This window comes from Bradyrhizobium sp. sBnM-33 (assembly GCF_032917945.1).
In the GTDB taxonomy this organism is placed as follows: domain Bacteria; phylum Pseudomonadota; class Alphaproteobacteria; order Rhizobiales; family Xanthobacteraceae; genus Bradyrhizobium.
This window is the reverse complement of record NZ_CP136624.1, coordinates 1,150,493-1,175,659: the sequence shown is the minus strand read 5'-3', so window position 1 is coordinate 1,175,659 and position 25,167 is coordinate 1,150,493. Positions and strand designations below refer to the sequence as shown.

Here is a 25,167-nt window from a genome sequence, read left to right as displayed (position 1 = left end):
GCATCGGAGGACGCAAAAATGATTGAACCAAAATGATTGAACCAAAACGCTTACGCGTGCGCAGACATCTTTGCCGCATTTGCGCCCTGAATATTCCCCTACAGAAGTTTGCATCGCCCATCTGGATCGCGCCGCGCGCATGGGCTAGTCTTTTATCCAACCGGTTAACAAGCCGGCGTTTTCAGGGAGAACAATGTGATATCCAGGAGATTAGTTTCACTCGCGGTCGCTGCCGTCGGCCTGTTTTGCGCCACTGCACCCGCGCTCGCCCAGCAGAAGACCATCACGGTCTGGTTCGGCAAGGGCTTTTACAAGTCCGAAGACGATGCGCTTCTAGAGGCGATCAAGAAATTCGAGGCCAAGACCGGCATCAAGGTCGAGCTTTCGCAATACGCCATTCAGGACATGATCCCGAAGACGGTGGCGGCGCTGGATTCCGGCACCGTGCCCGATGTCGCCTATTCCGACAGCTATGACGTGCAGGCGCAGGGCAAGTGGGCGTTCGAGGGCAAGCTCGAGGATCTCGGCGACATCCTGACGCCGATGAAGTCCGCATTCGCGCCGAACACGCTGGAAACCGCGCTGCTCTATAACGACGTCGCCAAGAAGAAGGCCTATTACGGCTTCCCGCTGAAGCAGCAGAGTATGCACGTCCAGATCTGGCAGGACATGCTGGAGCAGGCCGGCTTCAAGCAGAGCGACATCCCGACCAAATGGGAAGACTACTGGTCGTTCTGGTGCAACAAGGTGCAACCAGCAATCCGCAAGGCCACCGGTCAGCGCGTTTACGCCGTCGGCCAGCCGATGGGCGTGGAATCCACCGACTCGTTCCAGTCGTTCTATACGTTCATGGACGCCTACAACGTCAAGCTGGTCGACGACGACGGCAAGCTCCTGGTCGATGATCCCAAGGTGCGGGAAAACCTGATCAAGGCGCTGAAGGATTACACCGACACCTACATCAAGGGCTGCACACCGCCCTCCTCCACCACCTGGAAGGATCCGGACAACAACGTCGCCTTCCACAACAAGACGATCGTGATGACGCACAACTTCACGATCTCGATCGCCGCGAAATGGCTCGACGACGCCAATAACCCGGCGCTGACGCCGGAGCAGCGCGCGCTCGGCAAGAAGAATTACGATGAGACCATCATCACCGCGTCCTTCCCCAACAAGCCGGACGGCACGCCGATCAAGTATCGCTCCGACGTCAAGACCGGCCTGATGTTCACGGTCGCCAAGAACAAGGCCGAGGGCAAGGAGTTCATCAAGTTCCTGCTGCAGGAGGAGAACATCCGGCCCTATATCGAAGGCGCGCTCGGCCGCTGGTTCCCGGTGACGACGGCCAGCCAGCAGAGCCCGTTCTGGCAGGCTGACCGGCATCGTAAGGCGGTCTATAACCAGTTCACCGGCGGCACCACGCCGTTCGACTTCACCAAGAACTGGAAGTTCACGATTTTGAACAACGAGAACGTCTGGGCCAAGGCGATGAACCGCGTGGTGAGCGAGAAGGTGCCCGTCGACAAGGCCGTCGACGAACTGATCGCCCGCATCAAGCAGGTCGCGGGTTAATACGAACAGCACAGGGCCACTCCTCCCTCTCCCCGTCCTTCTCGGGGAGAGGGTTGGGGTGAGGGGCTCCCTCCGCGAGCGCAACCCGCGGAAAGTCCTGTACCCCCTCACCCGGATCGCAAGAGCGATCCGACCTCTCCCCGCAAGCGCGGAGAGGTTACGAACACACCGGCCGCAGCTTGCGGCCGCCTCATTTTTGTAAGTACGGACGACCATGGCAATCACGCTTTCCGGCGATCAGGCGATAGCAAGCCCGCCGCTATCAGCCCGGCTGACCACCCCGCAAGTCTGGGGCATCGTGCTGCTCGCCCCCTATCTGCTGGTGTTCCTGGCCTTCGTGGTCTACCCCGTCGGCTACGGGCTGTGGCTGGCGCGGCATCCGGCGAGTTATGTCGCGCTCTATCACGATCCGATTTTTGCGCGCGCTGCGGTCAACACGCTGATCTTCCTCCTGGTCGGCATCAATCTGAAAATGGCGATCGCGCTGTTTTTGTCGGGCTTCTTCGCCCAGCAGCGCACCTGGATCAAATGGCTGTCGGTGCTGTTCATCCTGCCGTGGGCGGTGCCTTCGATACCGACGATCCTTTCCGTGCGCTTCATGCTCAATCCGGAATGGGGCGTGATTAACCAACTGATCTTCAAGTTCACCGCCGAGGACGGCCCGAACTGGCTGAACGATCCGAGCGTCGCGCTCGCCATGGCGATCGGCGTGCACATCTGGAAATCGCTGCCGTTCTGGACGTTGATTCTGATGACCGGGCGACTCGCGATCTCGCACGATCTCTACGAAGCCGCCGAGGTGGACGGCGCAAGCTGGTCGCAGAAATTCCGCTATATCACCTGGCCGTCGATGCAGACGCTCTACATCACCTGCACGCTGCTCTCGATGATCTGGACGTTGGGCGACTTCAACAGCGTATATCTGCTCACCGGCGGCGGCCCCGCCGACCTCACCCACGTGCTCGCCACGCTTGGTATCCGCTATCTCCGGCTCGACCAGCTCTCGCTCGCGATGGCTTCCATCGTCTGCGCGCTGCCGCTGGTGCTGCCCCTGGTCTATTTCATGATGAAACGGTTGTCGCGATGAAGCTGCCCACACTCCGCGAAGTCGGCACCGAAGCCAAACTGCTGCTGATCGGCATTCCCGTGTTCATCTGGACCATGGTGCCGATCTACCACATGTTCCTGTTCGCGATCTCGCCGAAGGAAGATGCGTTCTCCGGCAAACTCTGGCCTGATCATCCGACGCTGAACAATTTCAGCATCGTGTTCCACCAGCAGCATTATTTCCTGCGCGATTTCTGGATCCAGTTCTTCAATTCGGTGGTGATCGCGCTTTCAGCGGGCGCGCTGACCTTGATGATCGCGACCGCAGCCGCCTTTTCGATCTCGCGGCTGCGCGTCCCCGGCGGGCGCTGGGTGATGAATCTGGCGCTGTTCACCTATTTTATCCCGGCGGCGTTTCTCGCCGTGCCGATGTACCGCACCATGGGCAATTACGGCCTGTTGAACAATCACTGGTCGCTGATCCTGGCGATGGTGACGATCGCCTCCCCTTACGCGATCTGGGTTTTGAAGCAGGCGTCCGACAAGCTGCCGGTTGAACTGGATGAAGCAGCCACCATGGACGGCGCCACCACACTGCAATTGTTCCGGCTGGTCTATGTGCCGTTGATGATGCCCTCGCTGGTCGCGATCGGCACCTACGCGATCCTGCTCGCCTGGAACGAATATCTCTACGCGTTCCTGTTGCTATCGAGGGATACCGAGATCACGCTCCCCGTGGCGCTTGGCAACTTCCTGGCCGCGGATGACTCGCCCTGGGAATTGCTGATGACCACTGGCTTCATCTACGCGCTGCCGCCGGCCGCCATCTATTATGCGTTCAAGCGGTATATGGTGGGCGGGCTGACAGCCGGCGCGGTTAAATCTTGAACGTTGCCTCCGTCATTGCGAGGAGCGTAGCGACGAAGCAATCCATTCCTCCACTCGCGGCGACATGGATTGCTTCGCTTCGCTCGCAATGACGGCTGCTACAGCGGCGCCGCGCTCTTAACCTCCGCGCCCGACAGTTTCGAGGCGAGTGAGGCGATCACGATCAGCACCGCGATCAGCGCGATCACCATGGTGCAGATCGCGTTGATCTCCGGCTTCACCCCCAGCCTTACTTCGGAGTAGATCCGGATCGGCAGCGTTGCCGAGCCGGGGCCGGTGGTGAAGCTTGCGATCACGACGTCGTCGAGCGAGAGCGTGAAGGCCAGCATCCAGCCTGCGGCGATTGCAGGCAGGATCAGCGGTACCGTCACCCGAATAAACGCCTGCACCGGATCGCAGCCGAGATCCATCGCGGCCTCTTCCAGGCTGCGGTCGAGCGAGGCGAGACGCGATTGCACCACCACGGTGACGAAGCACATCGTTAGCGTGGTGTGCGCGATCGTCACCGTCCAGAAGCCGCGCTCGGCGTTGAGTGCTACGAACAGCAGCAGCAGCGACAGCCCTGAGATCACCTCGGGCATCACCAGCGGCGCGTAGAGCATGCCGGAAAACAGCGTCCGCCCCCTGAAGCGTTCACCGCGAGCCAGCCCCACAGCCGCCAGCGTGCCGAGCAGCGTTGCGATCGTGGCCGATACCGCAGCAACCCGCAGGCTCATCCATGCCGCATCCAGCATGGCGCGATCGTTGAAGAATTCATGGTACCAGCGCAGCGACCAGCCGCCCCACACCGTGACCAGCCGCGAGGCATTGAACGAATAAATGACGAGGATCACAATCGGCAGATACAGAAACGCCATCCCCAGCGCGAGTGCCGTGATGTTGAATGGCGATATCCTGCCGACACGTCGCGCCATCAGCGGCTGCCCTCCAGAGTTCGGCGCTGCAGCCGGTCGTAAAGCAACAGCGGCGGCACCAGCAGCACCAGCAAGGCGACCGCGGCTGCGGCGGCGACCGGCCAGTCCTTGTTGGTGAAGAATTCGAGCCACAGCGTCTGGCCGATCATCATCGACCCGGAGCCGGCCAAAAGATCAGGAATCACGAATTCGCCGATGATCGGGATGAAACACAGCAGCGCGCCGGCGCCGACACCGGGCAAGGACAATGGGAACGTCACCAACCAGAACGCCTGAAGCGGCGACGAGCCGAGATCGCTTGCGGCCTCTAGCAGCGACGCGTCCATCTTCGAAAGCGTCGCGTACAGCGGCAGGATCATGAACGGCAGATAGGAATAGACGATGCCGAGATACATCGCACTGTCGGTCGAGAGCCACACCACCGGCGACGAGACCAGATGCAGCGCGAGCAGAATTTTATTGAGCAGGCCGTCATGCTGCAAAATATTGATCCACGCATAGATGCGGATCAGGAACGAGGTCCAGAATGGCACGATCACCAGCATCATCGCAATCGCCTGCCAGCGCTGCGGCAGCCGCGCCATGCCGTAGGCGATGGGGTAGCCGATCAATAGCAGGATCAATGTCGAGGTTACGGCAACGATCACGCTGCGCAGGTAGGAGCTGATGTAGAGACTGTCCGAGATCAGCAGCCTGAAATTATCAAAGGACAACTGCGCGAAGGCCGCGTTGATCGCCGTCCATCCTTCGGAGAAATCGAAGACGGGCACATAAGGCGGCTGCGCGATCGCGGTCTGCGACAGGCTGATCTTCAGCACGAAGGCGAACGGCACCAGGAAGAACAGCACCATCCACAGGTAGGGCGCGATGGCGGCATACCGCGCCGGCTGCGCGAAGATGCGGCGCGTGCTCATCGTTCCAGCACCACGCAATCGTCGGGCGTGAACCAAGCCACCACGCCCTGACCGGCGCTCAAAGTGTCGATATTAAGCCGCGCGGTATTGGCGATCGACGAGCGCACCACCGCGCCGGACCCGAGCTTGATCTTGTAGACCGTCGAGCCGCCGAGATAGCTGATATCGGTGACGACGCCTTCGAGCCGGTTGATCGCCTGCGAGATGCCCGCGTCCGACGCCGGGCCGCGGCGCGACAGCTTGACCTTCTCGGGGCGGATCGCAACCGAGACGACGGTCTTGCCGACGAGATCGCGCGGCTCGGCGACCACGATGCCTCCGCCGTCGCGGGTCGCAATCATCAGGCGATGGTCTTCGTGCGAGGTGACCTCGCCATCGAACAAATTGACGTCGCCGACGAACTGGGCGATCCAGCGCGAGGCGGGCGCCTCGTAGAGATCGCGCGGGGTGGCGACCTGTTCGAGCCGGCCGGCATCCATGACGCCAATCCGGTTCGCCATCGTCATCGCCTCTTCCTGGTCGTGGGTGACGACAATGAAAGTCATGCCGAGGCGGCGCTGCAGTTCCATCAGCTCGAGCTGCGTGCTTTCGCGCAGCTTCTTGTCGAGCGCCGCCAAGGGTTCGTCAAGCAACAGGACCTTGGGCCGCCGCGCCAGCGAGCGCGCCAGCGCCACGCGCTGCTTCTGGCCGCCGGAAAGCTGATCCGGCCTGCGCTTCTCCATGCCCTCGAGCTTGACCAGCGCGACCATCTCGCGCACGCGGGAATCAATGGCCGCGCGCGCCATCCCGGCGCGCTTCAGGCCGAACGCGATATTGTCCCGCACCGAGAGATGCGGAAACAGTGCGTAATTCTGGAACATCATGTTGACGGGCCGCTCATGCGGCAGCACCGGCGCGATATCGCGGCCACCGAGCAGGATGCGGCCCTCGTCCGGGGTCTCGAACCCGGCAAGCATCCTGAGCAGCGTGGTCTTGCCGCAGCCGCTCGGGCCCAATAGCGCAAAGAACTCGCCCGCCTTGATGTCGAGCGAGAGCCGGTCCACGGCGCGGAAGGCGCCGAATTTCTTCGACACTCCTTCGATGCGGAGCAGCGGCGTGTCGTCGGCCGACGCCATCGGCGTCGTCTGCGCCACGGCCGTATTGATTTTCGCTGTGTCGATCTCAGGCGATTGCCCGCTCATGCCATTTGCCTGCGCCGTCATGGCCGCACGCTAGCGGCGGATCGCCATCCGCTCAACCGGCCCGGAACAAGCAGCCACAATATTCTGGATGCAGCTCCCGTCTCTGGTAAGGTTCGCAGCTCGCAGAAAGCCGGCCGCCGCGCGCGATAGGAGTGATCGGGAGGGATTGATGACCGTTCGGAATTTGCTGGCAGCGACGGCGATCTCTTGCCTGCTCGTCAGCTCGGCCGCCGCCCAGGAAGCCCTCGTCACCTACAAATCGTTGAGCCCCGAGTTGGCGCTCGATCTGGCGCGTGCGACGCTGGCGGATTGCCGGAAGCGCGACTTTCAGGTCACGGTCGCCGTCGTCGACCGCTTCGGCGTGACGCAAGTGTTGCTGCGCGACCGCTTTGCAGGTCCCCACACGGTAACGACCGCTTCGGGCAAGGCATGGACGGCGGTGAGCTTTCGCACCAGCACGACCGAACTCAATGCCATCAGTCAGCCCGGAACGATGCAGGCCGGAATCCGCAACCTGCCCGGCGCCGTCATTATCGGCGGCGGGTTGCCGGTCGAAGCGGCAGGCTCGCTGCTGGGCGCCGTCGGCGTCTCCGGAGCGCCCGGCGGCGATGCGGACGAGGCCTGCGCCAAGGCGGGTATCGATGCCGTCCGCGACAAGCTCGACTTCTAGAACTGACGATGCCACCGCGCCCAAGGACAAGAAAATGAACCGGGACAGGTACGATCTTCCACTGACAACCGCCTCGGATCGCGCCGCGGCGCATTACCGCGACGGCGTCGACTGCATGCTGTCGGCCTGGCACGGCGCCGAGGACGCCTTCGACAAGGCGATTGCGGAAGATCCGGGCTTTGCGCTGGCGCATATCGGCCGCGCGCGGCTGCATCAGCTCAACATGGAGGGCGGCAAAGCGCGCGCCATGGCGGCGCAGGCCCGAGAGCTTGCAGCCGGCGCAACGCCGCGCGAAAGGAATCACGTCGAGATCATCGCCGCGGTGATCGAGAGCAAGCCGAAGCTTGCCGTCAGCGGCGGCGAGGCACATTTGGAAGAATATCCCCGCGATGCGCAGGTGCTGTCGCTGCTGCTCGGCGCATTCGGTCTCTACGCGTTCTCGGGCCGCCCCGATCACGATACGGCCAAGCTCGCGATCTGCGAACGCCACGCACGGCATTATGGCGAGGACTGGTGGTTTGTCAGTTACCTCGGCTGGTCGCACACCGAGGCGGGAAATCTCTCCACCGGCCGGACGCTGTCCGAGCGCGCAATGGGGCTGCGAGCGGCCAACGCCAACGCAGCGCATGGCCTCTCGCATGCGATGTTCGAGCAGGGCGACATGGAGGCCGGCCGCAGCTTCCTTTCGCAATGGATGCCCGCGCATGACCGCCAGAGCTTTCTGCATGGGCACCTGGCCTGGCACGTCGCGTTGACTTTGCTCGACGCCGGCGATCTCGACGGCGCGCTTGCGATCTATGAGCAGCATATCAAGCCGGCAGGCCGGCCCTATCCGCCACTGAACATCTTCACCGACGGCGCCTCGCTGCTGTGGCGGCTTGCGCTAGCCGGCCAGACCGGGCTGGAGGCGCATTGGAGGGACGTTGCGGCCTATGGCGAAAAATACTTTCCGCAAGCCGGAGCCTACTTTGCCGACGTTCATTTTGCGCTTGCCGCGGCGATGACCGGCAGCGATGCGCTGGAGACGCGACTGGCGCAGCTCGAGACACGCGCAGCCGACGGCAAGCTGTTGCCGGGGCAGGCTGCCATCGACCTCTGTCGCGGCATCCGCGCATTTGCGGAAGGCGACAATGACCGTGCAATACGCCTGCTCGAACCTGCCATTTCCGATTTGACGCGGATCGGCGGCAGCCACGCCCAGCGCGAATTGTGGGAGGACACGCTGATCGTGGCGTACCTGCGCGCCGGCCAGGGCGACAAGGCGGCCCGGCGCATCTCGGCCCGGCTCGACCGCAGGCCTTCGGCGCGTGACGAGGCCTGGTCGCGGCAAGCGCAGCGAAACTAGGTGAGGTCAAGCAGGTCGCGACGATCAGGTACGTCGCTCGACGGCAAACACCTCGATAGCCGCCGCCCGCCCCCGCAAGCGAACCTCTCCAAGCGCTTCGACGGCGAAGACGGGCTCGAGTTTCACGCGTCGTAGCAGGTCGGCCGATACCAGCAAGTTCCGGCCGACCTCCTTGCAGTGCTCTTGCAGCCGCGCCGTCACGTTCACGGTATCCCCGAAATAGGCAAGTTGGCGGCGTGAGCTGCCGCACTCGCTGATCACCACGTAACCGGCATGCAGGCCGGCGCGGAAGCTCGGCACCATGCCGAACTCCTGACGATAAAAGTCCGCTCTTTCCGCGATGGCATCGGCAATCGCGAAGAAGCAATCGATGCAGCGTCCTCCCGACATCCTGTCATCGAGCGGCCATGTCACAATGACCTCATCGCCGACATAGGCGTGAACCTCACCGCCATGCGCGACGATCGCGCCGTCAATGTCGAAGAAGAAACGGGTGAGCAGGCCTTGCACCCGCAGTTCTCCCATCGTCTCGGCGAGCGAGGTCGAACCCGCAAGATCGAGAAACATCAGCACGCGCGCTTCCCGCACCGGGCTTCGGTATCGCCCAAGCGCCACGTTGAACAAAACGCGGCTGCCGACCAGCCGTGTCAGTTCGAAGGTGGACAGGACGAGCAGGGACGCGAAGAAGCTAAACGCAACGACAATGGGAAACTCCTCAATTAGCCAGTTCGTCTCGATCCATTCCCAGTATAGCGTTACCTGCAAGACCAGCGCCGCGCTCGCGACGACGATGGCCATGGTCGCGGATCGCACCGCCAGATCCATCAGCAACGGCCATCTGCTGATCCACTCACTTCGTCGCGACGTGAAGTAGAGATGAACGCCCCAGGCGGCCAGCGTTATGCCCATCCCGTGCAAGCTGCTCCGGAGATAATACGACGGCGTTGCTTCGATCGGATCATCAATGAAATAGCGATAGGCTATTCCCCCGAGCAAGCCGATGATCGCCAGAAAAACAGTTGGCCTGATCACGCCGTGCATGTCCCATCCATTTCCTCACACGACCGCCGGCATGAACGCCGCCAGCGCCTCGCGGTCCGCAGGCGGCATGGTGAGGCCAAGCTTCGTGCGCCGCCACAAAACGTCGTCCGGAAAGCGCGCCCACTCCTTTTGCATGAGATAGCGGACTTCGGCGCCCGTCAATTCCGGTCCGAAAGCGGGGCCGAGGTCGCCGCGCTCCTTGGCGTCGCCAAGGATCTCCTTCGCGTTCGTTCCGTAGGCGCCGACCAGGCGTCTCGCCTCCTCCTCGCCGAGGAACCGCCAGCGTTCGCGCAGTTCCTCGACTTCATTGTCGAAGCGGTCCCAGGCAAAATCGCCGCCGGGCAGCGGTGCCTTCGCGGTCCAGCGTGGCGACATCGGATAGAACGGCGTGAGCTTCGAGACAGCCTGCTCCGCACGCAGCCGCGACGTCGTGACGTCGCCGCCGAACACCGTGAGCAGCGGTGCTCTTCCGCGGCCGTTGTCGAGCGTCATCGCCCCGTCGCGTCCGCTCGCGGTGTTCCGCACCATGTTGACCCCGGAAAGCGTACGCACCACGTCGACCGCCTCGATGTGCTCGCGAAAATAGCGGTTCGCCGCATCGCAGAGATAGGCGACGTCACCGGCCGCCATCGCGACGATGGCGGGATCGCCCTTGAAAGCATGGCTGACGGTGCCGATCAGGGTAAAGTCGCGTTCATAAGGACTGGCGAAAATCAGTCGTCCGTCGCTGTTCTGAAACACATAGATGTTGTCGCTGTCGAACAGGCGGCGGACCACGATCTGGTCCATCTGCTCGGCGGCAAGCTTCGGCGGCGGCACGCGCAACACCGTTTCGGCGACGGACGACGTCCAGGCGCCGCTGGCGTTGACGATCGCCCTTGTCGTGATCACCTGGCGAAAGCCGCGATCGATCGTCACCAGCCGCCATTCCTTGCCCCGTTCGGCCCGGGTGCAGCGTGCGCCGGTGCGAATCACCGCGCCGCGCACCGCGGCATCGACGGCCGTGAGCACCACCAGCCGGGAATCGTCCACGACACAGTCGGAATACTCAAAGGCGGTGCCGAACGGCCGCTTCAGCGCGTTGCCGATCGGATGATGCGTGACGTCGACAGTCGCCGAGGCCGGCAGACCGCTGCGCGAGGCCAGCCGGTCGTACAACAGAAGCCGTGAGCGCAACTGCCAGGCCGGGCGCTCGTCCGAATGGGCTGGAATCGCAAAGCGCATCGGGCGTACCAGATGCGGCGCGATGCGGAGCCAGATATCGCGCTCGGCCAGCGCCGTGCGAACCCGCAACAAATGCCGGCGCTCAAGGCTTGCCAGATCGCCATGGATCAGCCGCGGCGAGGCCGAGGAGGCGCCTGCGCCGAGATCGCCCTGCTCCAGCAGGATGACGCGCAAGCCGCGTCCGGCGGCGTCGCGCGCGATGCTGACGCCGTTCAACCCGCCGCCAATGATCGCGAGATCGTAGTCCGCCATACGCAAGGGTGACTGTAGAGAAGCTGACTTCACTACACTAGTTCATGATGGCCAAAAGTGGATGTCGCTCCTGGAAATGAATCAAGCCCGGGGAAGAGCCGGCAACCACCGCTTTAGCTCGTTGCGCTGATGGATGCGAAGAAGCGCTCTGGTCCTTCCAGCTCCATCAGCTTCTTTCTTTCGATCATCCAGAACCGGTTTCCGACCGTTCGCACAAAGTTCCGGTCGTGGGAAACCAGCAGGCAGCTTGCCTGATGCGCCAGCAATTCGTCTTCCAGCACTTCCTGTCCTTCGATATCCAGGTGGTTGGTAGGCTCATCGAGCAGATAGAAGTTTGGCTGGACAAGCCTCAGCAAGAGCATGCCGAGGCGCGCCTTCTGTCCGCCGGAAAGCCGGCTGATCGGACGGCTCTGCATCGCAACCGACAGGCCGGAGCTGGCGAGCAATGCGCGCGCACGCTGATCGCCAACCTCGAAACGGCTGACGATCGTGTGCATCGGCGTATCGGTATCGGCAAGATCGGCAAGATTCTGTTCGCAATATCCGAGAGCAAGCGACTGCGTAACCTTGATGCCGGCTTGCGTGGCTCCCGGATTTTCGATCGCCTGACGCAGCATCGCCACGAACCGGGTCTTGCCTGCCCCGTTCGGCCCCAACAGCACGATCCGGTCTCCCCTGCAGATGAGCTGCTTTCCGGTCTTGAACAGCAACCTGCCATCCGGTGCCGAGACAACGGCCTCGTCGAGCGTAATCAGGACTTTGGCGTGCGTTCCGCGGTTGGCCAGCTTGATCGTCCCCGCGGATCGTTCCAGGTGCCCGGGCTTTGCCGCATCTTCCAGCTTCTCGGCCCGCTGCTTCAGTTGCTTCGTCTTCTGCAACAGAAGATCGCTACCGGAATTGACGCCGATATTGTTGAGCTTTGCAGCGTGCTGACGAAGCTGCTCGGCAGCCTTCAGGTCACGCCGGTAGCGCCGTTCATCCGAGGCATCCGCCTCGCTGAGGGCGGCGCGGGCCCGCGTATAGGGCAACGAAAATATCTGCGACCGCTCGGGCCGCAAGAATACCGTGCGGTTTGTGGTTGCGTCGAGAAAGGCGCGGTCATGACTCGATATCACGACCGGCATATCCCGGGGCAGCGCGTTCAGCCAGGCTTCGAGCTGACAAATCCTAGCGAGGTCGAGGTGGTTGGTCGGCTCGTCCAGCAACAACACGTCAGCCTCGGCCACCACAACGCGGGCAAGCATGGCAAAACGCTGCCAGCCGCCGCTCAGTTGCTTGAGTGGCCTCTCGCGCAGCGCCTCGGGCACCTCCAGCGATTCCAGGGCGATATCGACCCTCCAGCTTTCAATTGCCCGTCGTTCAACGGGAAGCATGTCGAGCACCGCCGCACGGAACGGCGTATCCGCGAGCGCGGACGGTACATCCTGCTCGACATAGCCGATGGTCAGCCCTCGCGATCTGGTGATCTCACCTTCGCCTGGCTCTGCCATGCCTGCAATGCAGCGGAGTAACGTGGACTTGCCGCGTCCATTGGCTGCGACGAGCCCGATGCGGTCACCGGCATTGATGGAAAGATCCAGTCGGGAAAACAGCGGAGCGTTAATCGTCACGCCAAGATTACGAATATTGATAAGGGTCATGATCGTTCCCTGGTCTTGCCGGTCAACGCAACGTCCGGGGCATACAGCCATCAGCGGATGTTCGTGTCGGAGCGCGGCGAGCTACTGAAATGCGGGCGCGAACTCAGACGTTCGACGCCGCATTGCCACGGGGGCAGACCAGGAAGAGATTTGCGAAAGGGTCTCTGGTCAGCCCTGCAAACTCATTTGCAGGGCGCTGACAGGGCCACGCTGGCGATAGTGCCGGAAAAATGTCGTCACCGCACAGCCCTCCCTATCTCGATCGCAAAAAAATAGCCGGGCGTTCGAGGGAAGGCAAGCCAGGGTCTCGTCGAAATCAGATCGAAGAGCCCGAGAGGTCAGGCATGCCATCGCATCTCTGGGCCTTGCTGCCGCGATGCAGCGCGGCGCGATTTCGCTGAATCAGGCGCTGGCGAGCTTGCGCGCAGTCTCGATGTCATTTGCGGCACTGCGGCCGACCAGAACGGCGTAGTGCCCGATCGGCTGGGGCTTGCCGAGGAAGTAGCCCTGCACCGCATCGCAGCCCTCATCGGCGAGGAAGCCGAGCTGATCCTGGGTCTCCACGCCTTCGGCAACGATCGACATTTCGAGGCCGTGGCCGAGATCGATGACGGCGCGCACGATTGCCGCCGATTGCGGATTGCGCCCGAGATTCATGACGAAGGTGCGGTCGATCTTGATCTTGTCGAACGGGAAGGCCTGCAGATAGCTCAGCGAGGAATAGCCGGAACCGAAATCGTCCATTGAGATGCGCACGCCGAGCGCCTTCAGCCGCCGTAGCAGTGCCAGACCGCGATCAAAATCCTCGATCAGCACGCCTTCGGTGATTTCTAGCTCGAGCCGGTCGGGCGCGAGGCCCGTCTCGAGCAGGATCGAATGCACCAGGCTGACCACGTCGCCATGCATGAACTGCGCCGGCGACAGGTTGACGGCGATCTGCATCGGCACCGGCCAGGAGGCGGCCTCCCGGCAGTCTTCGCGCAGGATCCAGACGCCCATCTCGACGATCAGACCGCTTTCTTCGGCAAGTGGAATGAAATCGCCTGGTGACACGAAGCCGCGCACCGGATGGATCCAGCGCGCCAGAGCCTCGAAACCGATGACCTTGCTGGTGGCGACCGTCGCGCCCGCCGCGGCCTGCGGCTGGTAATACAGCGACAATTCGCCGTTCCTGATCGCCATCGAGAGATCCTGGTGCAACACGCGGCGATCGCGGATCTGCTGGTCCATCTCGGGTTCGAAAATGCTGATCGAGCCACGCGACTTCTGCTTGGCGCGGAACAGCGCTGCGCCGGAATTAGCCAGCAGCGAAGCCGCATCCGAACCATTATGCGGAAATACCGAGATGCCGGTCGTCACCCCGGTCCTGACCGACTTGCCGTCGATCACAAACTCGTCCGATAGCGTCTGCGCGAGTTTCTCGGCAAGCGCCTTGCCCACCTCCGGCTGCTTGCCGTCGATGATCAGGCCGAACTCGTCGCCGGAGAGCCGGGCCACCACGCCACCCCGGGCGCAGGCCTGCATGCGGCCCGCAACCTCGATCAGGAGCTTGTCGCCCGTTGCGTGGCCGAACACGTCATTGATTTCCTTCAAGCCGTCGAGGTCGACGCACAGCACCGCGAATTCCTCGTCCGTGCCGGCGCAGGCCTCGATCATCTGGGCCAGTGCCTGCAGGAAGGCGGCGCGGTTCGGCAGATCCGTCAGGCCATCATGATAGGCCATGTGCGCCATTCGCGACTCGGTCTGGCGGCGATCGGTGACATCCTCATGAGTCTTGATCAGATATTGCGGCTCGCCGGCCTCGTCGAGCACCGTCATGCGGCGGGTCAGGAACAGCCGCAGCCCGTCCTTGGTGGATATCGGGTGCTCTTCGGTGAGCAGGCCGCGTTTCTTGATCGCGGCCTCGTCGCGCGCGATGATCAGCTTGGCTTCGCGCGCATTGAAGATGTCGGCGGCGGTCAGGCCGGTGGCATCCTCGCGGCGGCGGTTGAGAATGGTCTCGGCGCTGCGGTTGGCGAGCAGGTACCGTCCATCGCTGACGCGCTCCACGATCAACGACACCGGAATGTTGTCGACCACCAGCTCGAGGAATTTCTTGGTGTTTTCGAGTTCGCGCGACAGCGACCGGCGGTCGGTGACGTCGTCAAACAGCGCGATCAGGAATTCCGGCTTGTTGTTCTCGTTGCGCGCGACTACGCGGTTGGAGGAGAGGACGCGTTTGTCATCACCACGTTCGACGACATATTCGCTGCGCTGATAGCCTTCCGGCGCGGTCAGCGCCGCCTGGTCCGCCGCCTCGATGCTCTTTGCGGTTTCGGGGCTGAAGATCTCGTCGGCGCGCTTACCGATGATGTGATCGCGGGAGAAGTGCGAGAATCGCTCGAAGGCGCGGTTGGCGAAGATATAGCGGCCGTCCTCGATGTTCTTGGCGGCAACGCAGACCGGAACGTTGTCGAGCACCGATTCCAGAAACTTGGTGGTCGATGCCAGTTTGCGCGACAGCTGGCGCTGCTCGGTGCAATCCTCATGCGTTCCGATCGTCCCGCCATGGGGCAGGCGAAAGATCTTCGACAATACCGATCGACCGTCAGGCAGTTCGGTGACGACGCCTTCCGGGCGGCCGGCCAGATTGCGGAACTCCTCGACGGTGAGCTTGAGAAGTCCACGCGCGCGGCGCAGTTCGAGCAGTTCGCGGCCGGTCATACGGCTCGAAATCTCGGTACGGCTCAGCCCGTACATTTCGAGGAAACGGTCGTTGCAGAAGACCACGCGGTTTTGCGCGTTAGTCATCATCACGCCCTGATTGAGATTGTTGAGCGCCGAGCTGATGAAGGCGCTGCGCTGCAATTCGGCGCCCTTGGCCCTGCGCCATGCCGACAAAATCCAGATCGCGATCGCGGCTAGGAAGGAGGCGACGACGATCCCGCCGATCAGGAACTCCCAGACCATGTTGGGATCTAATTCGCCGATATAGCTCGCCAGCACAAAGCCCGCGGAAGGCGCGGCGCCCCATGCAAATCCGCACGGCGCGGCAATGGCGAGCAGACAGATGAGGGCCTGCGCCGGAATCGAATTCTTCCGTCCTGCCTGCCCGTTGCTGTCAGCCATTACCCACCCGAGGTTTGCGGGCGGAGTGTCTGGCTTGACGGGTTTGGATCGGGTAAACGACTACCCGTACAATTCTAAAATATGACCCAAATTACGGCAATTGGCCCGACATGATTAATGCTTCGCTAACGGGACTGCGTGTACGGCGTATTTCGAGGCAAACCAACGCGTTGTTCGACGGCTGCAGCGAACGGAACGATGATTGCCGAGCGTGGCGAGCGCCGGTTCCCGCGCCAGATTCTTGGGTTCTAAGCTGACATGGACAAGGTCGATTGCGTCGTCATCGGAGCAGGGGTGATCGGGCTCGCGATCGCACGGCGCCTGGCCCAGGCGGGCCGCGAAGTGATCGTGCTCGAAGCCGCCGAGGGCATTGGCACCGTCACCTCCTCGCGCAACAGCGAGGTGATTCATGCCGGCATCTATTACCGCGCCGGCAGCCTGATGGCGCAGACGTGCGTCAGCGGCAAGCACGCGCTCTATCGATACTGCCGCGACCACGGCATTCCGCATCGCAATTGCGGCAAGCTGATCGTGGCCACGACGCCGAAGGAAACCGAGAAGCTGCAATCGATCCGCGCGCATGCCGAGGCCAACGGCGTCGACGACATGCAGTTGCTGACGGGCGAAGCGGCGCGCGAACTGGAGCCGGCGTTGAATTGCGACGCGGCGCTGTTGTCGCCGTCCACCGGCATTATCGACAGCCACGCCTATATGCTGGCGCTGCGAGGCGACGCGGAAGAAGCCGGCGCGGCTTTCGCATTTCACACTCCGCTGCTGCACGCCCGAGCCACTGCCGGTCGTATCGAAATCGAAGCCGGCGGCGAGGCGCCGATGACGCTTGCGTGCAACCTGCTCGTCAATTCGGCAGGCTTAGGCGCGCCTGCGGTGGCGCGCAGCATCGAGGGCATGCCGATCGAAATGATTCCGTGCGCCTATCTCGCGAAGGGCAATTATTTTAGCTGCAGCGCGCGGGCACCATTTTCACGCCTGATCTATCCGGTGCCGGAGCCCGGTGGACTGGGCGTGCACCTCACGCTCGACATGGCCGGACAGGCGCGGTTCGGCCCCGACGTCGAATGGGTCGAGAGCATCGACTATGCGGTGGACCCTGCCCGCGCCGAGCGATTCTATCCCGCGATCCGGCGCTACTGGCCGACGCTGCCGGACGGCGCGCTGATGCCGAGCTATTCCGGAATCCGACCGAAAATCGTGCCGCCGGCCGTCGCCACGCAGGATTTTCTGATCCAGGGTCCCGCCGATCACGGCGTCGCCGGGCTGATCAACCTGTTCGGGATTGAATCGCCAGGGCTGACGTCATCTCTCGCGATCGCAGATCATGTCGGCGCGCTGGCGGAGCTGTGACGGAGGCCGCAGCGTAACGACGGGCGGACGAGCGCATCGGCGCCCATCCGGCCGCGTGGGGATTTTCGATACTTTGCTGGACTTAGCTAGTGGAGAGTTTCGTCGGCGGCTTGCTTCAACCGCTCGATCTGATCCTTGACCATCAACTTGCGGCGCTTCAACTCGACAATTTGCAGGTCGTCTGTGGAAAGGTGCACGAGCGCTTCGTGCAATTCATTCTCGAGAATCTTGTGCTTACGTTCAAGCTCAACAAGATGCGCCTGTAGTGCCATACGAAATCTCCTCGGTGGGTGAAACCTCAGATTCGATCCGGACGCGCGAGTGTACACCAGCCGCCGAATCTGTCGATGGGTATCCGGAATCGTGCCTCTCATATTTTCGGATTTATCTGTAACCAATCGTGACTATGGAACTCGATCAGCTTGCGGAGCAGCCTCGCAGCGACGATATTCACCGTCAGCTTCCGAAGAATCCGTTCGCAACCTGATCGCGCTTTCAGCTAACGTACACCATGACCGACGATGATGAGCGCGAGCTTGAAACCGAGCTCGCCAGGCTGCAGCAGGAGCATCGCGATCTCGATGCGGCGATCGACGCGCTGCATCAGTCGCCGGCGCCGGACTTGTTGCGGCTGCAGCGGCTGAAGAAACGCAAGCTGCAATTGCGCGACCGGATCGCCTTCATCGAAGACCAGATCACGCCTGACATCATCGCCTGATCATTGCCGCGTTCTGCCCGCAGTTCGGCGCGCGAAGCTGTCGGCAGATTCTTTTCCCCGACATCCACATGCCGTGGCGCGATAGGCTTGCCGGGGGCCAGCAAAAACAGGCCTCCGGCTGGCGGATGCGGCTTGACTCTACGAGAACAAAAAGAGAACATGCCTTCTGCCGCCAGCCTCGGGAGTCCAGCCATGTCCGCTACACCGCCCCTGTCCGACAACAGCAGTTACGAACAGGCCTGCGATCAGGCGATTGCGATGTGCGACGGCAATCTGCGGTCGACCATCAAGGCGCTGATCATGGCGAACGAGTATCTGGAAATCGAACTGGAGGAGTTGCAGGCCGCGATAGCAGCCGGTTGTGTGCCGGCCAAACGTGCGAGTAGCAACGCGGCCTGATCTGGAGCGATCACACTGGAGAGATACATGGCCGATGTTACCTATTACGTCGCAATGCCATTCCTGCAGGACGATAGCGGCTCGCCGGTGGCGGGCGCCGCGGAAGAATGCCAAAGCCCGACCACCGCGTTGCGGCGCGCCGAGACGATGTCGCGGATGGCCGGCAGCATCGGCGCCGTTGCCTTCAGCCGCAGCGGCGATCCCATGATGGGTGAATTCGGCGACGCGAAACTGCTGCGCAAGTTCGGCAACGTGCCGGACGATCTCAGCGGGTTGTAGATCATCGAATTCGTAGGATGGGCAAAGCCAACGGGTCGCGCGAACGCGCGCCCGATGACAGGCTCCGCGTGCCCACCAACCTTCTTCCATGCTCGTCTGATGGTGGGCACGGCGCGAAGCGCTCCTTTGCTCACTCTACGCCTTCACGACGCCTCATGCCGCCGCAGCGCCTTGCGCACATACATGGCGCTGTCGGCCGCTTCCAGCGCGCGGCCGGCATCGGAGTGGGTATTGAGCACAGAGACGCCCGCGGAGGCCCCCGCGGTAATGGTGCGGCCATCGAACACGAAGCTGAGGCGATCGATCGCCTCCTCCAGCGCGGCCGCCTTGGCCCTGGCGTCGGTCTCGCTGAGATTCCACAGCAGCAGCGCAAACTCGTCGCCGCCGAGCCGGCCCACCACGTCGGAAGAGCGCACCTGCGCCAGCAGCGCCGCGACGATGGTCTTGAGCACCTGGTCGCCCGCGGCATGTCCGAAGGCGTCGTTGATCGGCTTCAGCCGATCAACGTCGAGCACAACCAGGGCGCCGCTGGCGCGATACCGCTTCATGTAGGCGATCGCGCGATTGAGCTCGCGCTCGAAACCGCGCCGGTTCGGGATGCCCAACAGGAAGTCGGTGTCGGCGGAGGCCTGAAGTTCCTCGATCTGCGCCTGGGTCCGGGCCAGTTCCGCCTTCAGCCGGCGAATCGTCGCCTTGGTTTCGTTGGACGCTGCCGGCGGCCGGGATGCCGGTGGCGGTGATCGCCGCGGAGCGGATTTTCGCCCGGAAGCCGCGCTTTTAGGGCGTTTTCCGGCCCTGGAGGCGGTCGCCCTGGTTTTCTTCTTCATGGCCTTCCCTGTGCAGGCACGCTTATGAAGGCTTGCCGGGATTCACCAAGACAGGATAGTCCATTCCTGATCCCTTGCCACGCCTTGGATGAGCCCCGGGCCGACCTTATAATCGGCCTATGTTTCTGGATTCCCGAACAGAATTGACGAGATGACCGCACCGATCGCCATCATTATGGGCAGCCAGTCCGACTGGGAGACCATGCGCCACGCCGCCGAGACGCTGGCGGCGCTCGGGATCGGGTGCGAAAGGCGCATCGTCTCGGCCCACCGGACCCCGGACCGGCTGTTCGCCTTCGCCAAGGGCGCCAAGGCCCAAGGTTTCAAGGTCATCATTGCCGGCGCGGGTGGCGCGGCGCACCTGCCCGGCATGGCGGCGGCGCTGACGGAACTCCCCGTGTTCGGCGTTCCCGTCGAATCCAAGGCGCTGTCGGGGATCGATTCGCTGTACTCGATCGTGCAGATGCCGGCCGGCGTTCCCGTCGGAACGCTGGCGATCGGCAAGGCCGGGGCCATCAACGCCGCCCTGCTCGCGGCGGCTGTACTCGCGCTGAACGATACCGCCCTCGCCACGCGGCTCTCTGCCTGGCGCAAGCAGCAGACGGATGCGGTCAAGGAGCGCCCGGAGGGTTCGGCATGACGGTTTCAGGCAAGGTGAAGCTGAAGCCGGGCGACACCATCGGAATTCTCGGCGGCGGGCAATTGGGTCGGATGCTGGCCATGGCGGCGGCGCGCCTCGGCCTCAAATGCCAGGTGTTTTCGCCGGACCCGGACTCGCCCGCGTTCGACGTGGTGCTGAACGCAACCTGCGCCGAATATGCCGACGTCGAGGCGCTCGAGCTGTTCGCCAACGATGTCGACGTCATCACCTATGAATTCGAGAACGTGCCGGCCGCCACCGCCATGGTGCTGGCTGCGCGCCGTCCGGTATTGCCGGCGCAGAGAATCCTGGAGACCACGCAGGACCGGCTGATCGAGAAAAATTTCGTCAAGCGGCTCGGCATCGACACCGCCGACTATGCCGACGTGTCGTCGGCGGAAACCCTGCAGAGTGCCATTGCCCGCATCGGCCTTCCCGCCGTGATCAAGACCCGCCGCTTCGGCTATGACGGCAAGGGCCAGGCGATTATTCGTGAGGGCGACGACCCCATCCGCATTTGGGAAGAACTCGGCACCAAATCCGCGATCCTCGAAGCCTTCGTTCCCTTCGAGCGCGAGATCTCCGTGATCGCCGCGCGATCGGCGGATGGGCATGTCGAATGCTATGACGTCACCGAAAACGAGCATCGCGATCACATCCTGAAATTCTCGCGCGTGCCAGCCGCGATATCGGATGAGTTGGCTGCACAGGCGCGAGCCGTTGCCGAGAAGATCGCCCATGCGCTCGATTATGTCGGCGTGCTCGCGGTCGAGCTGTTCGTGGTTACCGGAAACGGCGGACCGCACGTGCTGGTCAACGAGATCGCGCCGCGGGTTCACAATTCCGGGCACTGGACGCTGGACGGCGCCTCGATCTCCCAGTTCGAGCAGCACATCCGGGCGATTGCCGGCTGGCCGCTCGGCAAGCCGGTTCGTCACGGCCAGGTCACCATGACCAACCTGATCGGCGACGATATCCTCGACTGTGAGCAATGGCTGACGGTTCCCGGCGCCACGGTTCATCTCTACGGCAAGGGCGCGCCGCGGCCGGGCCGCAAGATGGGCCATGTCACCGAGATTATGCCGGCGAGCAGGAAGTAGTGCTTGTCGTGCTCCTCGCCTGGACCGTAACGCCAGGTGAGGTGAGTACGCACGTCAGACTCCGGTGCGTCCCTGACTAATGGCGAGGAGCAGCCGCACCGCTATTGAGCGCGTTTGCAGATCAGGCCGTCTTCAAGCCTTCGACGACGCCGGCCGGCTCCTCGCTGAGCCAGCGATAGATCGCGCCGCCGAGCGCACCGCCGATCAAGGGTGCAACCCAGAACAGCCAAAGCTGCGCCAGCGCCCAGCCGCCGACGAACAGCGCGGGCCCGGTGCTGCGCGCGGGATTCACCGACGTGTTGGTGACGGGGATGCTGACGAGATGGATCATCACCAGCGCCAATCCGATGGCGAGCGGCGCAAAGCCGGCAGGCGCCTTGCCGTGGGTGGCGCCCATGATGATGAACAGGAACATCATGGTCATCACGACTTCGGTGATGAAGCAAGCCACCAAGCTGTACTGACCGGGCGAATGCGCGTCATAGCCGTTGGCGGCAAAGCCCTTGGCTAGATCGAAGCCGGGCGCGCCGCTTGCGATCGCATAGAGTAGCGCCGCGGCAGCGACAGCACCGATCACCTGTGCGATCACGTAAGGAACGATCTGCTGCGCCGGAAACCGTCCGCCGGCGGCCAGCCCGATGGTGACGGCGGGATTGAGATGGCAGCCGGAGATGTGGCCGATCGCATAGGCCATGGTCACGACGCTCAGGCCGAATGCCAGGGACACACCGACCAGGCCTATACCGACCTGCGGAAAACCGGCGGCGATGACCGCACTGCCGCATCCCGCAAAAGTGAGCCAAAACGTGCCAATCGCTTCAGCGGTATATTTTTTTGTATTCATGCTCGCCTCCCGCATGTTTTTGCACTGCTGGATGCTAGGCAGGTCCCGTGAAGGGCTCGTTATTTGAGGAAACGGGCTGGTCGCGGCCGAATCCAGCCGATTTTCGCAGCTTTCCGGGGCCGGAAGCCGCCTTCTCAGGTAGACATTTACGGATTTGTCTGCTACATGCCCGCGCTCAGGGTTGAGGATCAGGCGTTTCGCCGGCCCTTCGCTTTACCAGAATTCCTATCCGATCAATTGAAAGAGGATGCCGCGTGCAGGTTCTCGTCCGCGATAACAATGTCGATCAAGCCCTCAAGGCGCTGAAGAAGAAGATGCAGCGCGAGGGCATCTTCCGCGAGATGAAGCTCCGCGGCCATTACGAAAAGCCGTCCGAGAAGAAGGCCCGTGAAAAGGCCGAAGCCGTGCGCCGTGCGCGCAAGCTGGCCCGCAAGAAGCTGCAGCGTGAAGGCTTGCTGCCGATGAAGCCCAAGCCGGTGTTCGGCGCCGGTCCCGGTGGCGACCGTGGTGGCGCTGGCGGCCGTGGCCCGGGTGCAGGTCCGCGCGGACCGCGCTAAGCACTTCGTTAGATTTGAATGAAAAACGCGGGCCTTGGGTCCGCGTTTTGTTTTTCGCGATCTTGTTCCTCGGAATTCGGGCGCGCCGGAAAATCGGCGCTCTCAACAACCCACATCGCCGTCGACGCCGTTGCGGCCATTTTGACCGATGCATTTTGCGAGCCATCGGGTTACCTATGCCATGTTCGACGCGCGAGTATTCCGCTGCATGGCCGTTATCGATTGCAATGCCTTTCCCTGCGCTTCGCGCTTCACGGCCGCATCGGTCGCGCTGCTCGCGATCGTTCTCGGCCTGCCCCTCGGCGGCTGTTCGTTCGACCTGGGATCGTGGGGATCGGACAAGGAAAAGCCACAGGCCGTCGAGCAGAAACCGACCGGCACGATCAGCGGACAAAGCGTCAGCGATGCCCAGGGCCACGCAACGCGCGGCCAGACGCTCGCCAAGTCCGGCAAGACCGAGGAAGCGCTCGCGGAATTCGAGCGCGCGCTCGCGCTCGATCCCTACAATGTGCAGGCGCTGTACGGCCGCGGCCTGGTCCATCAGGCCGACAAGCAGCATGAGCAGGCGATCGCGGATTTCACCGCAGCCAATGGCCTGACGCCGCAACGGGTCGAGCCGCTGCTGGCGCGTGCAACCAGCTACCTCGCTATCGACAAGGCGAAGGAAGCCGCTTCCGATCTCGACGAGGCGGTGCAGGCCGATCCCAACAGCGCGCAGGCCTGGTCGGCACGCGGCGTCACCTATGAGCGCCTGGGCGACAAGGCCAAGGCGTTCACATCCTACGGCCGTGCGCTGGCGCTCCGGCCCAAGGATGACGCCGCGCGAAGCGGACTCGCACGCACCGGCGGCTAGACTAGAGCGCGATGATTTTTGGTTAGATCGATTTGGCCGCAGACGCACTTCACCTCTCCCGCTTGCGGGGGAGGTCGGCGCGAAGCGCCGGGTGGGGACTCTCTCCACTCGGGCAGTGTCGCCCGTGGAGACACCCCCACCCAGCCCTCCCCCGCAAGCGGGAGAGGGAGCGCACCTTCTTCGTGGCGCAATCGGATTTGATTGGATCAGGATCTCGCTGCAGCATGACGTGATGCGCTTTCCCGCGCGCCAAGCAAAAGCACCCGATCAGGTCCGAGGGCATGCTTTCGCTCGAAATGCTATCCGCTATTTCGGCAGCACCGCGTGGAAGATCGACTTGGCGGTCGACAGCGCGTCCTCAGCAGCCGCCGTGGCGCGTTCACGCACGGAAGGCTCCGCAACTTCGGCACGCAGATCGAGCGGGCGCGAGACCGGAATCTCGGCGGGCGGAGTTGGGCGGTTCGGATCGACCGCCTCGGCATAAGGCGGCCGCGCCGGCGAAGAAGCCTGACCATGGGGTTCGCCGGCCGGCGTACCCGAGATCATGATTGGCGGCGGCAGCGGGCGAAGCGCGGGCGCATTCGCGGCAGCCGATGCATTCGCAACTCTTGGTGCCTCGGGAGCGCGGGCCGCTTCCGGGGCGCGCGGCGAGGTTTCGCGCAGGCGCTCGATCGCGGCACGCGCCAGATCGTTGGCGTCGCGGCGTTCATCCGGCGCAGCCGCCGGCTCGGCCGGGGCGGCCGGTGCAGCCGCCGCAACCGGGGCGGCCGAGGTCGTCACGGGCTGCACTGGCGACGGCAGCACGACCCGAATCTTTTCCTTTTCGCGCGGTGCCGCTGCATGTCGGCGCTGGTCATCGGCCGGGACTTCGGCCGACTTCACCTCGGGCTTGTTGTCGGAAGACTTGGTATCGGAAGACTTGGTATCAGAAGACTTGGCACCGGCGGATTTGGCATCGGCCGACTTGGCATCGGCTTTGGCGTCAGCCTTGGCTTCGGTCTTTTCCTGCGCCTTCTCGGCGACCGCCGGCCGTTCAGTCGCGGTCTTCTCCATGATGGCCTTCTCGGAGATTCCCCTCGCCTTGACGCCCGCGGCGGGCAGATTGCTGGCAGTGGTGTCGCCCGACCTGGTGTCGGACGCCGTCTTGGCTTCGGATTTGGCTTCGGCCTTGTCGTCCGCCTTGGGATTGGCTGTTGACGCCGCAGCGGCAGCCGGCGCGTCCGCGGCGGGCTTGGTTACGATGTAGTGATTGACGATGTACGCCCCGATGACGGTCGCAGCCACCGAGGGGAAGATGTCCACCGCAAATTTCTTGAGGTAATTCAGCATTCCGGCCACTCCCCGCGGCCCTTTTATTGCTGGAACTTTGAGGCACATTGAGGGATCAAGTGCGACGGATCGATGGCAATTCAGCAGTTCCTGTGCAGGTGCAGCGACGCCCGCCCAACTGCTACGGTTCCCCATCGGCGCGGCACCGCAATCAAGGTGGAACCCTAGGGAGGGTCAGGGCTTCAGCTCGACCTCCAGAAACACAATCTCGCTTGCCGACTCGTTCAGCACGTCGTGCTGGACGCCGGCTTTCCGGAAATAGGACTTGCCGGCCGCGAGCTGCGCCTTGGTGCGTTCGCCGTTCGGCGCCACAATCGTCATTTCACCCGAGGTCACCGGCACGATCACATAGTCCATTTCATGGGTGTGATGTCCGGTGGCACTGCCGGGCGCCAGCCGCCATTCGGTGACGCGGACTTCTGATGTGTCGACCTGAATGTCGGATTTGGCGGCAAGCATT

25 protein-coding genes are annotated in these 25,167 nt (G+C 63.0%); 13 read left to right on the top strand and 12 right to left on the bottom strand.

The annotated features are described in order from the left end of the window. Positions 1-195: 195 nt before the first annotated feature. From RX328_RS05535 to RX328_RS05525, 3 genes are all read left to right on the top strand, one after another. Positions 196-1,575, top strand: coding sequence for an ABC transporter substrate-binding protein (locus RX328_RS05535; protein ID WP_213253297.1), 1,380 nt, complete (start codon positions 196-198; stop codon positions 1,573-1,575). 214 nt (positions 1,576-1,789) lie between these two features. Further along, positions 1,790-2,662, top strand: a complete 873-nt coding sequence (locus RX328_RS05530; protein WP_213253296.1) for a carbohydrate ABC transporter permease — start codon at positions 1,790-1,792, stop codon at positions 2,660-2,662. Then, positions 2,659-3,510 carry a carbohydrate ABC transporter permease gene (locus RX328_RS05525; protein ID WP_213253295.1) on the top strand — a complete coding sequence of 284 codons (852 nt, stop codon included), beginning with the start codon at positions 2,659-2,661 and terminating at the stop codon, positions 3,508-3,510. Before RX328_RS05530 ends, RX328_RS05525 begins: the two co-directional genes overlap by 4 nt. A 98-nt stretch (positions 3,511-3,608) precedes the next feature. Here RX328_RS05525 and RX328_RS05520 read toward each other — a convergent pair whose 3' ends face one another. Genes RX328_RS05520 through RX328_RS05510 form a run of 3 tightly spaced genes read right to left on the bottom strand, consistent with a single transcriptional unit; the run spans position 3,609 to position 6,453 of the window. Next, positions 3,609-4,424 carry an ABC transporter permease gene (locus RX328_RS05520; protein ID WP_213253294.1) on the bottom strand — a complete coding sequence of 272 codons (816 nt, stop codon included), beginning with the start codon at positions 4,422-4,424 and terminating at the stop codon, positions 3,609-3,611. Continuing rightward, the gene (locus RX328_RS05515) at positions 4,424-5,338 is read right to left on the bottom strand and encodes an ABC transporter permease (RefSeq protein ID WP_213253293.1); all 915 of its coding nucleotides are present in this window, start codon (positions 5,336-5,338) and stop codon (positions 4,424-4,426) included. The genes RX328_RS05520 and RX328_RS05515 overlap by 1 nt, the downstream gene beginning before the upstream one ends. After that, on the bottom strand, positions 5,335-6,453 hold the full coding sequence (locus tag RX328_RS05510; protein ID WP_249726702.1) for an ABC transporter ATP-binding protein: 1,119 nt from the start codon (positions 6,451-6,453) through the stop codon (positions 5,335-5,337). Before RX328_RS05510 ends, RX328_RS05515 begins: the two co-directional genes overlap by 4 nt. Before the next feature lie 235 nt (positions 6,454-6,688). On the opposite strand from RX328_RS05510, the gene RX328_RS05505 reads away from it, so the two are divergent. Both RX328_RS05505 and RX328_RS05500 read left to right on the top strand, forming a co-directional pair. Then, on the top strand, positions 6,689-7,189 hold the full coding sequence (locus tag RX328_RS05505) for a GlcG/HbpS family heme-binding protein (RefSeq protein WP_213253292.1): 501 nt from the start codon (positions 6,689-6,691) through the stop codon (positions 7,187-7,189). A gap of 34 nt (positions 7,190-7,223) precedes the next feature. Beyond that, positions 7,224-8,534 carry a tetratricopeptide repeat protein gene (locus RX328_RS05500; protein WP_249726694.1) on the top strand — a complete coding sequence of 437 codons (1,311 nt, stop codon included), beginning with the start codon at positions 7,224-7,226 and terminating at the stop codon, positions 8,532-8,534. A 24-nt stretch (positions 8,535-8,558) separates the two neighbouring features. On the opposite strand, the gene RX328_RS05495 is transcribed toward RX328_RS05500, so the two are convergent. The 4 genes from RX328_RS05495 to RX328_RS05480 form a co-directional block, all read right to left on the bottom strand. Next, positions 8,559-9,575 carry an adenylate/guanylate cyclase domain-containing protein gene (locus RX328_RS05495; protein WP_213253291.1) on the bottom strand — a complete coding sequence of 339 codons (1,017 nt, stop codon included), beginning with the start codon at positions 9,573-9,575 and terminating at the stop codon, positions 8,559-8,561. 15 nt (positions 9,576-9,590) lie between these two features. Then, on the bottom strand, positions 9,591-11,051 hold the full coding sequence (locus RX328_RS05490; RefSeq protein WP_213253315.1) for a glycerol-3-phosphate dehydrogenase: 1,461 nt from the start codon (positions 11,049-11,051) through the stop codon (positions 9,591-9,593). A gap of 113 nt (positions 11,052-11,164) precedes the next feature. Beyond that, on the bottom strand, positions 11,165-12,691 hold the full coding sequence (locus RX328_RS05485; RefSeq protein ID WP_213253290.1) for an ABC-F family ATP-binding cassette domain-containing protein: 1,527 nt from the start codon (positions 12,689-12,691) through the stop codon (positions 11,165-11,167). Between the two features lie 402 nt (positions 12,692-13,093). Then, positions 13,094-15,799 carry an EAL domain-containing protein gene (locus tag RX328_RS05480; RefSeq protein ID WP_213253289.1) on the bottom strand — a complete coding sequence of 902 codons (2,706 nt, stop codon included), beginning with the start codon at positions 15,797-15,799 and terminating at the stop codon, positions 13,094-13,096. 258 nt (positions 15,800-16,057) lie between these two features. On the opposite strand from RX328_RS05480, the gene RX328_RS05475 reads away from it, so the two are divergent. Further along, positions 16,058-17,161 (top strand): NAD(P)/FAD-dependent oxidoreductase, encoded by a 1,104-nt coding sequence (locus RX328_RS05475; RefSeq protein WP_213253288.1) that lies wholly within the window; start codon positions 16,058-16,060, stop codon positions 17,159-17,161. A gap of 86 nt (positions 17,162-17,247) precedes the next feature. Here RX328_RS05475 and RX328_RS05470 read toward each other — a convergent pair whose 3' ends face one another. Further along, entirely contained in the window at positions 17,248-17,433 is a 186-nt protein-coding gene (locus RX328_RS05470) for a YdcH family protein (protein ID WP_213253287.1), read from the bottom strand. Positions 17,434-17,672: 239 nt separating this feature from the next. Between RX328_RS05470 and RX328_RS05465 the strand changes: the two genes are divergently transcribed. The 3 genes from RX328_RS05465 (at position 17,673) to RX328_RS05455 (ending at position 18,557) form a co-directional block, all read left to right on the top strand. Further along, a complete protein-coding gene (locus tag RX328_RS05465; RefSeq protein ID WP_028350152.1) occupies positions 17,673-17,879 on the top strand; it encodes a YdcH family protein in 207 nt (68 codons plus the stop codon). Between the two features lie 192 nt (positions 17,880-18,071). Further along, on the top strand, positions 18,072-18,278 hold the full coding sequence (locus tag RX328_RS05460; protein WP_213253286.1) for a hypothetical protein: 207 nt from the start codon (positions 18,072-18,074) through the stop codon (positions 18,276-18,278). 27 nt (positions 18,279-18,305) lie between these two features. Further along, positions 18,306-18,557, top strand: a complete 252-nt coding sequence (locus tag RX328_RS05455) for a hypothetical protein (RefSeq protein WP_028350150.1) — start codon at positions 18,306-18,308, stop codon at positions 18,555-18,557. A 143-nt stretch (positions 18,558-18,700) separates the two neighbouring features. Here RX328_RS05455 and RX328_RS05450 read toward each other — a convergent pair whose 3' ends face one another. Further along, the gene (locus tag RX328_RS05450) at positions 18,701-19,384 is read right to left on the bottom strand and encodes a GGDEF domain-containing protein (protein ID WP_213253285.1); all 684 of its coding nucleotides are present in this window, start codon (positions 19,382-19,384) and stop codon (positions 18,701-18,703) included. Between the two features lie 151 nt (positions 19,385-19,535). Between RX328_RS05450 and purE the strand changes: the two genes are divergently transcribed. After that, positions 19,536-20,024, top strand: a complete 489-nt coding sequence (gene purE, locus RX328_RS05445) for a 5-(carboxyamino)imidazole ribonucleotide mutase (protein WP_213253284.1) — start codon at positions 19,536-19,538, stop codon at positions 20,022-20,024. After that, positions 20,021-21,124: a 5-(carboxyamino)imidazole ribonucleotide synthase gene (locus tag RX328_RS05440; protein ID WP_213253283.1), complete on the top strand. Its 1,104-nt coding sequence runs from the start codon at positions 20,021-20,023 to the stop codon at positions 21,122-21,124. The genes purE and RX328_RS05440 overlap by 4 nt, the downstream gene beginning before the upstream one ends. A gap of 121 nt (positions 21,125-21,245) precedes the next feature. Here RX328_RS05440 and aqpZ read toward each other — a convergent pair whose 3' ends face one another. Beyond that, positions 21,246-21,968 (bottom strand): aquaporin Z, encoded by a 723-nt coding sequence (aqpZ, locus tag RX328_RS05435; RefSeq protein ID WP_213253282.1) that lies wholly within the window; start codon positions 21,966-21,968, stop codon positions 21,246-21,248. A gap of 254 nt (positions 21,969-22,222) precedes the next feature. On the opposite strand from aqpZ, the gene rpsU reads away from it, so the two are divergent. Then, on the top strand, positions 22,223-22,525 hold the full coding sequence (rpsU, locus tag RX328_RS05430) for a 30S ribosomal protein S21 (RefSeq protein WP_028350145.1): 303 nt from the start codon (positions 22,223-22,225) through the stop codon (positions 22,523-22,525). Positions 22,526-22,733: 208 nt separating this feature from the next. Then, entirely contained in the window at positions 22,734-23,378 is a 645-nt protein-coding gene (locus RX328_RS05425; protein WP_213253281.1) for a tetratricopeptide repeat protein, read from the top strand. Between the two features lie 306 nt (positions 23,379-23,684). Here RX328_RS05425 and RX328_RS05420 read toward each other — a convergent pair whose 3' ends face one another. Both RX328_RS05420 and RX328_RS05415 read right to left on the bottom strand, forming a co-directional pair. Continuing rightward, positions 23,685-24,707, bottom strand: a complete 1,023-nt coding sequence (locus RX328_RS05420) for a hypothetical protein (RefSeq protein ID WP_213253280.1) — start codon at positions 24,705-24,707, stop codon at positions 23,685-23,687. Between the two features lie 174 nt (positions 24,708-24,881). Then, positions 24,882-25,166: a cupin domain-containing protein gene (locus RX328_RS05415; protein ID WP_213253279.1), complete on the bottom strand. Its 285-nt coding sequence runs from the start codon at positions 25,164-25,166 to the stop codon at positions 24,882-24,884. Position 25,167 lies beyond the last annotated feature (1 nt).

Coding starts and splice junctions, on each gene's coding strand:
- RX328_RS05530 (WP_213253296.1), top strand. CDS start 1,790: ATGGCAATCACGCTTTCCGGCGATCAGGCGATAGCAAGCCCGCCGCTA.
- RX328_RS05525 (WP_213253295.1), top strand. CDS start 2,659: ATGAAGCTGCCCACACTCCGCGAAGTCGGCACCGAAGCCAAACTGCTG.
- RX328_RS05520 (WP_213253294.1), bottom strand. CDS start 4,424: ATGGCGCGACGTGTCGGCAGGATATCGCCATTCAACATCACGGCACTC.
- RX328_RS05515 (WP_213253293.1), bottom strand. CDS start 5,338: ATGAGCACGCGCCGCATCTTCGCGCAGCCGGCGCGGTATGCCGCCATC.
- RX328_RS05510 (WP_249726702.1), bottom strand. CDS start 6,453: ATGGCGTCGGCCGACGACACGCCGCTGCTCCGCATCGAAGGAGTGTCG.
- RX328_RS05505 (WP_213253292.1), top strand. CDS start 6,689: ATGACCGTTCGGAATTTGCTGGCAGCGACGGCGATCTCTTGCCTGCTC.
- RX328_RS05500 (WP_249726694.1), top strand. CDS start 7,224: ATGAACCGGGACAGGTACGATCTTCCACTGACAACCGCCTCGGATCGC.
- RX328_RS05495 (WP_213253291.1), bottom strand. CDS start 9,575: ATGCACGGCGTGATCAGGCCAACTGTTTTTCTGGCGATCATCGGCTTG.
- RX328_RS05490 (WP_213253315.1), bottom strand. CDS start 11,051: ATGGCGGACTACGATCTCGCGATCATTGGCGGCGGGTTGAACGGCGTC.
- RX328_RS05485 (WP_213253290.1), bottom strand. CDS start 12,691: ATGACCCTTATCAATATTCGTAATCTTGGCGTGACGATTAACGCTCCG.
- RX328_RS05480 (WP_213253289.1), bottom strand. CDS start 15,799: ATGGCTGACAGCAACGGGCAGGCAGGACGGAAGAATTCGATTCCGGCG.
- RX328_RS05475 (WP_213253288.1), top strand. CDS start 16,058: ATGGACAAGGTCGATTGCGTCGTCATCGGAGCAGGGGTGATCGGGCTC.
- RX328_RS05470 (WP_213253287.1), bottom strand. CDS start 17,433: ATGGCACTACAGGCGCATCTTGTTGAGCTTGAACGTAAGCACAAGATT.
- RX328_RS05465 (WP_028350152.1), top strand. CDS start 17,673: ATGACCGACGATGATGAGCGCGAGCTTGAAACCGAGCTCGCCAGGCTG.
- RX328_RS05460 (WP_213253286.1), top strand. CDS start 18,072: ATGTCCGCTACACCGCCCCTGTCCGACAACAGCAGTTACGAACAGGCC.
- RX328_RS05455 (WP_028350150.1), top strand. CDS start 18,306: ATGGCCGATGTTACCTATTACGTCGCAATGCCATTCCTGCAGGACGAT.
- RX328_RS05450 (WP_213253285.1), bottom strand. CDS start 19,384: ATGAAGAAGAAAACCAGGGCGACCGCCTCCAGGGCCGGAAAACGCCCT.
- purE (WP_213253284.1), top strand. CDS start 19,536: ATGACCGCACCGATCGCCATCATTATGGGCAGCCAGTCCGACTGGGAG.
- RX328_RS05440 (WP_213253283.1), top strand. CDS start 20,021: ATGACGGTTTCAGGCAAGGTGAAGCTGAAGCCGGGCGACACCATCGGA.
- aqpZ (WP_213253282.1), bottom strand. CDS start 21,968: ATGAATACAAAAAAATATACCGCTGAAGCGATTGGCACGTTTTGGCTC.
- RX328_RS05425 (WP_213253281.1), top strand. CDS start 22,734: ATGGCCGTTATCGATTGCAATGCCTTTCCCTGCGCTTCGCGCTTCACG.
- RX328_RS05420 (WP_213253280.1), bottom strand. CDS start 24,707: ATGCTGAATTACCTCAAGAAATTTGCGGTGGACATCTTCCCCTCGGTG.
- RX328_RS05415 (WP_213253279.1), bottom strand. CDS start 25,166: ATGCTTGCCGCCAAATCCGACATTCAGGTCGACACATCAGAAGTCCGC.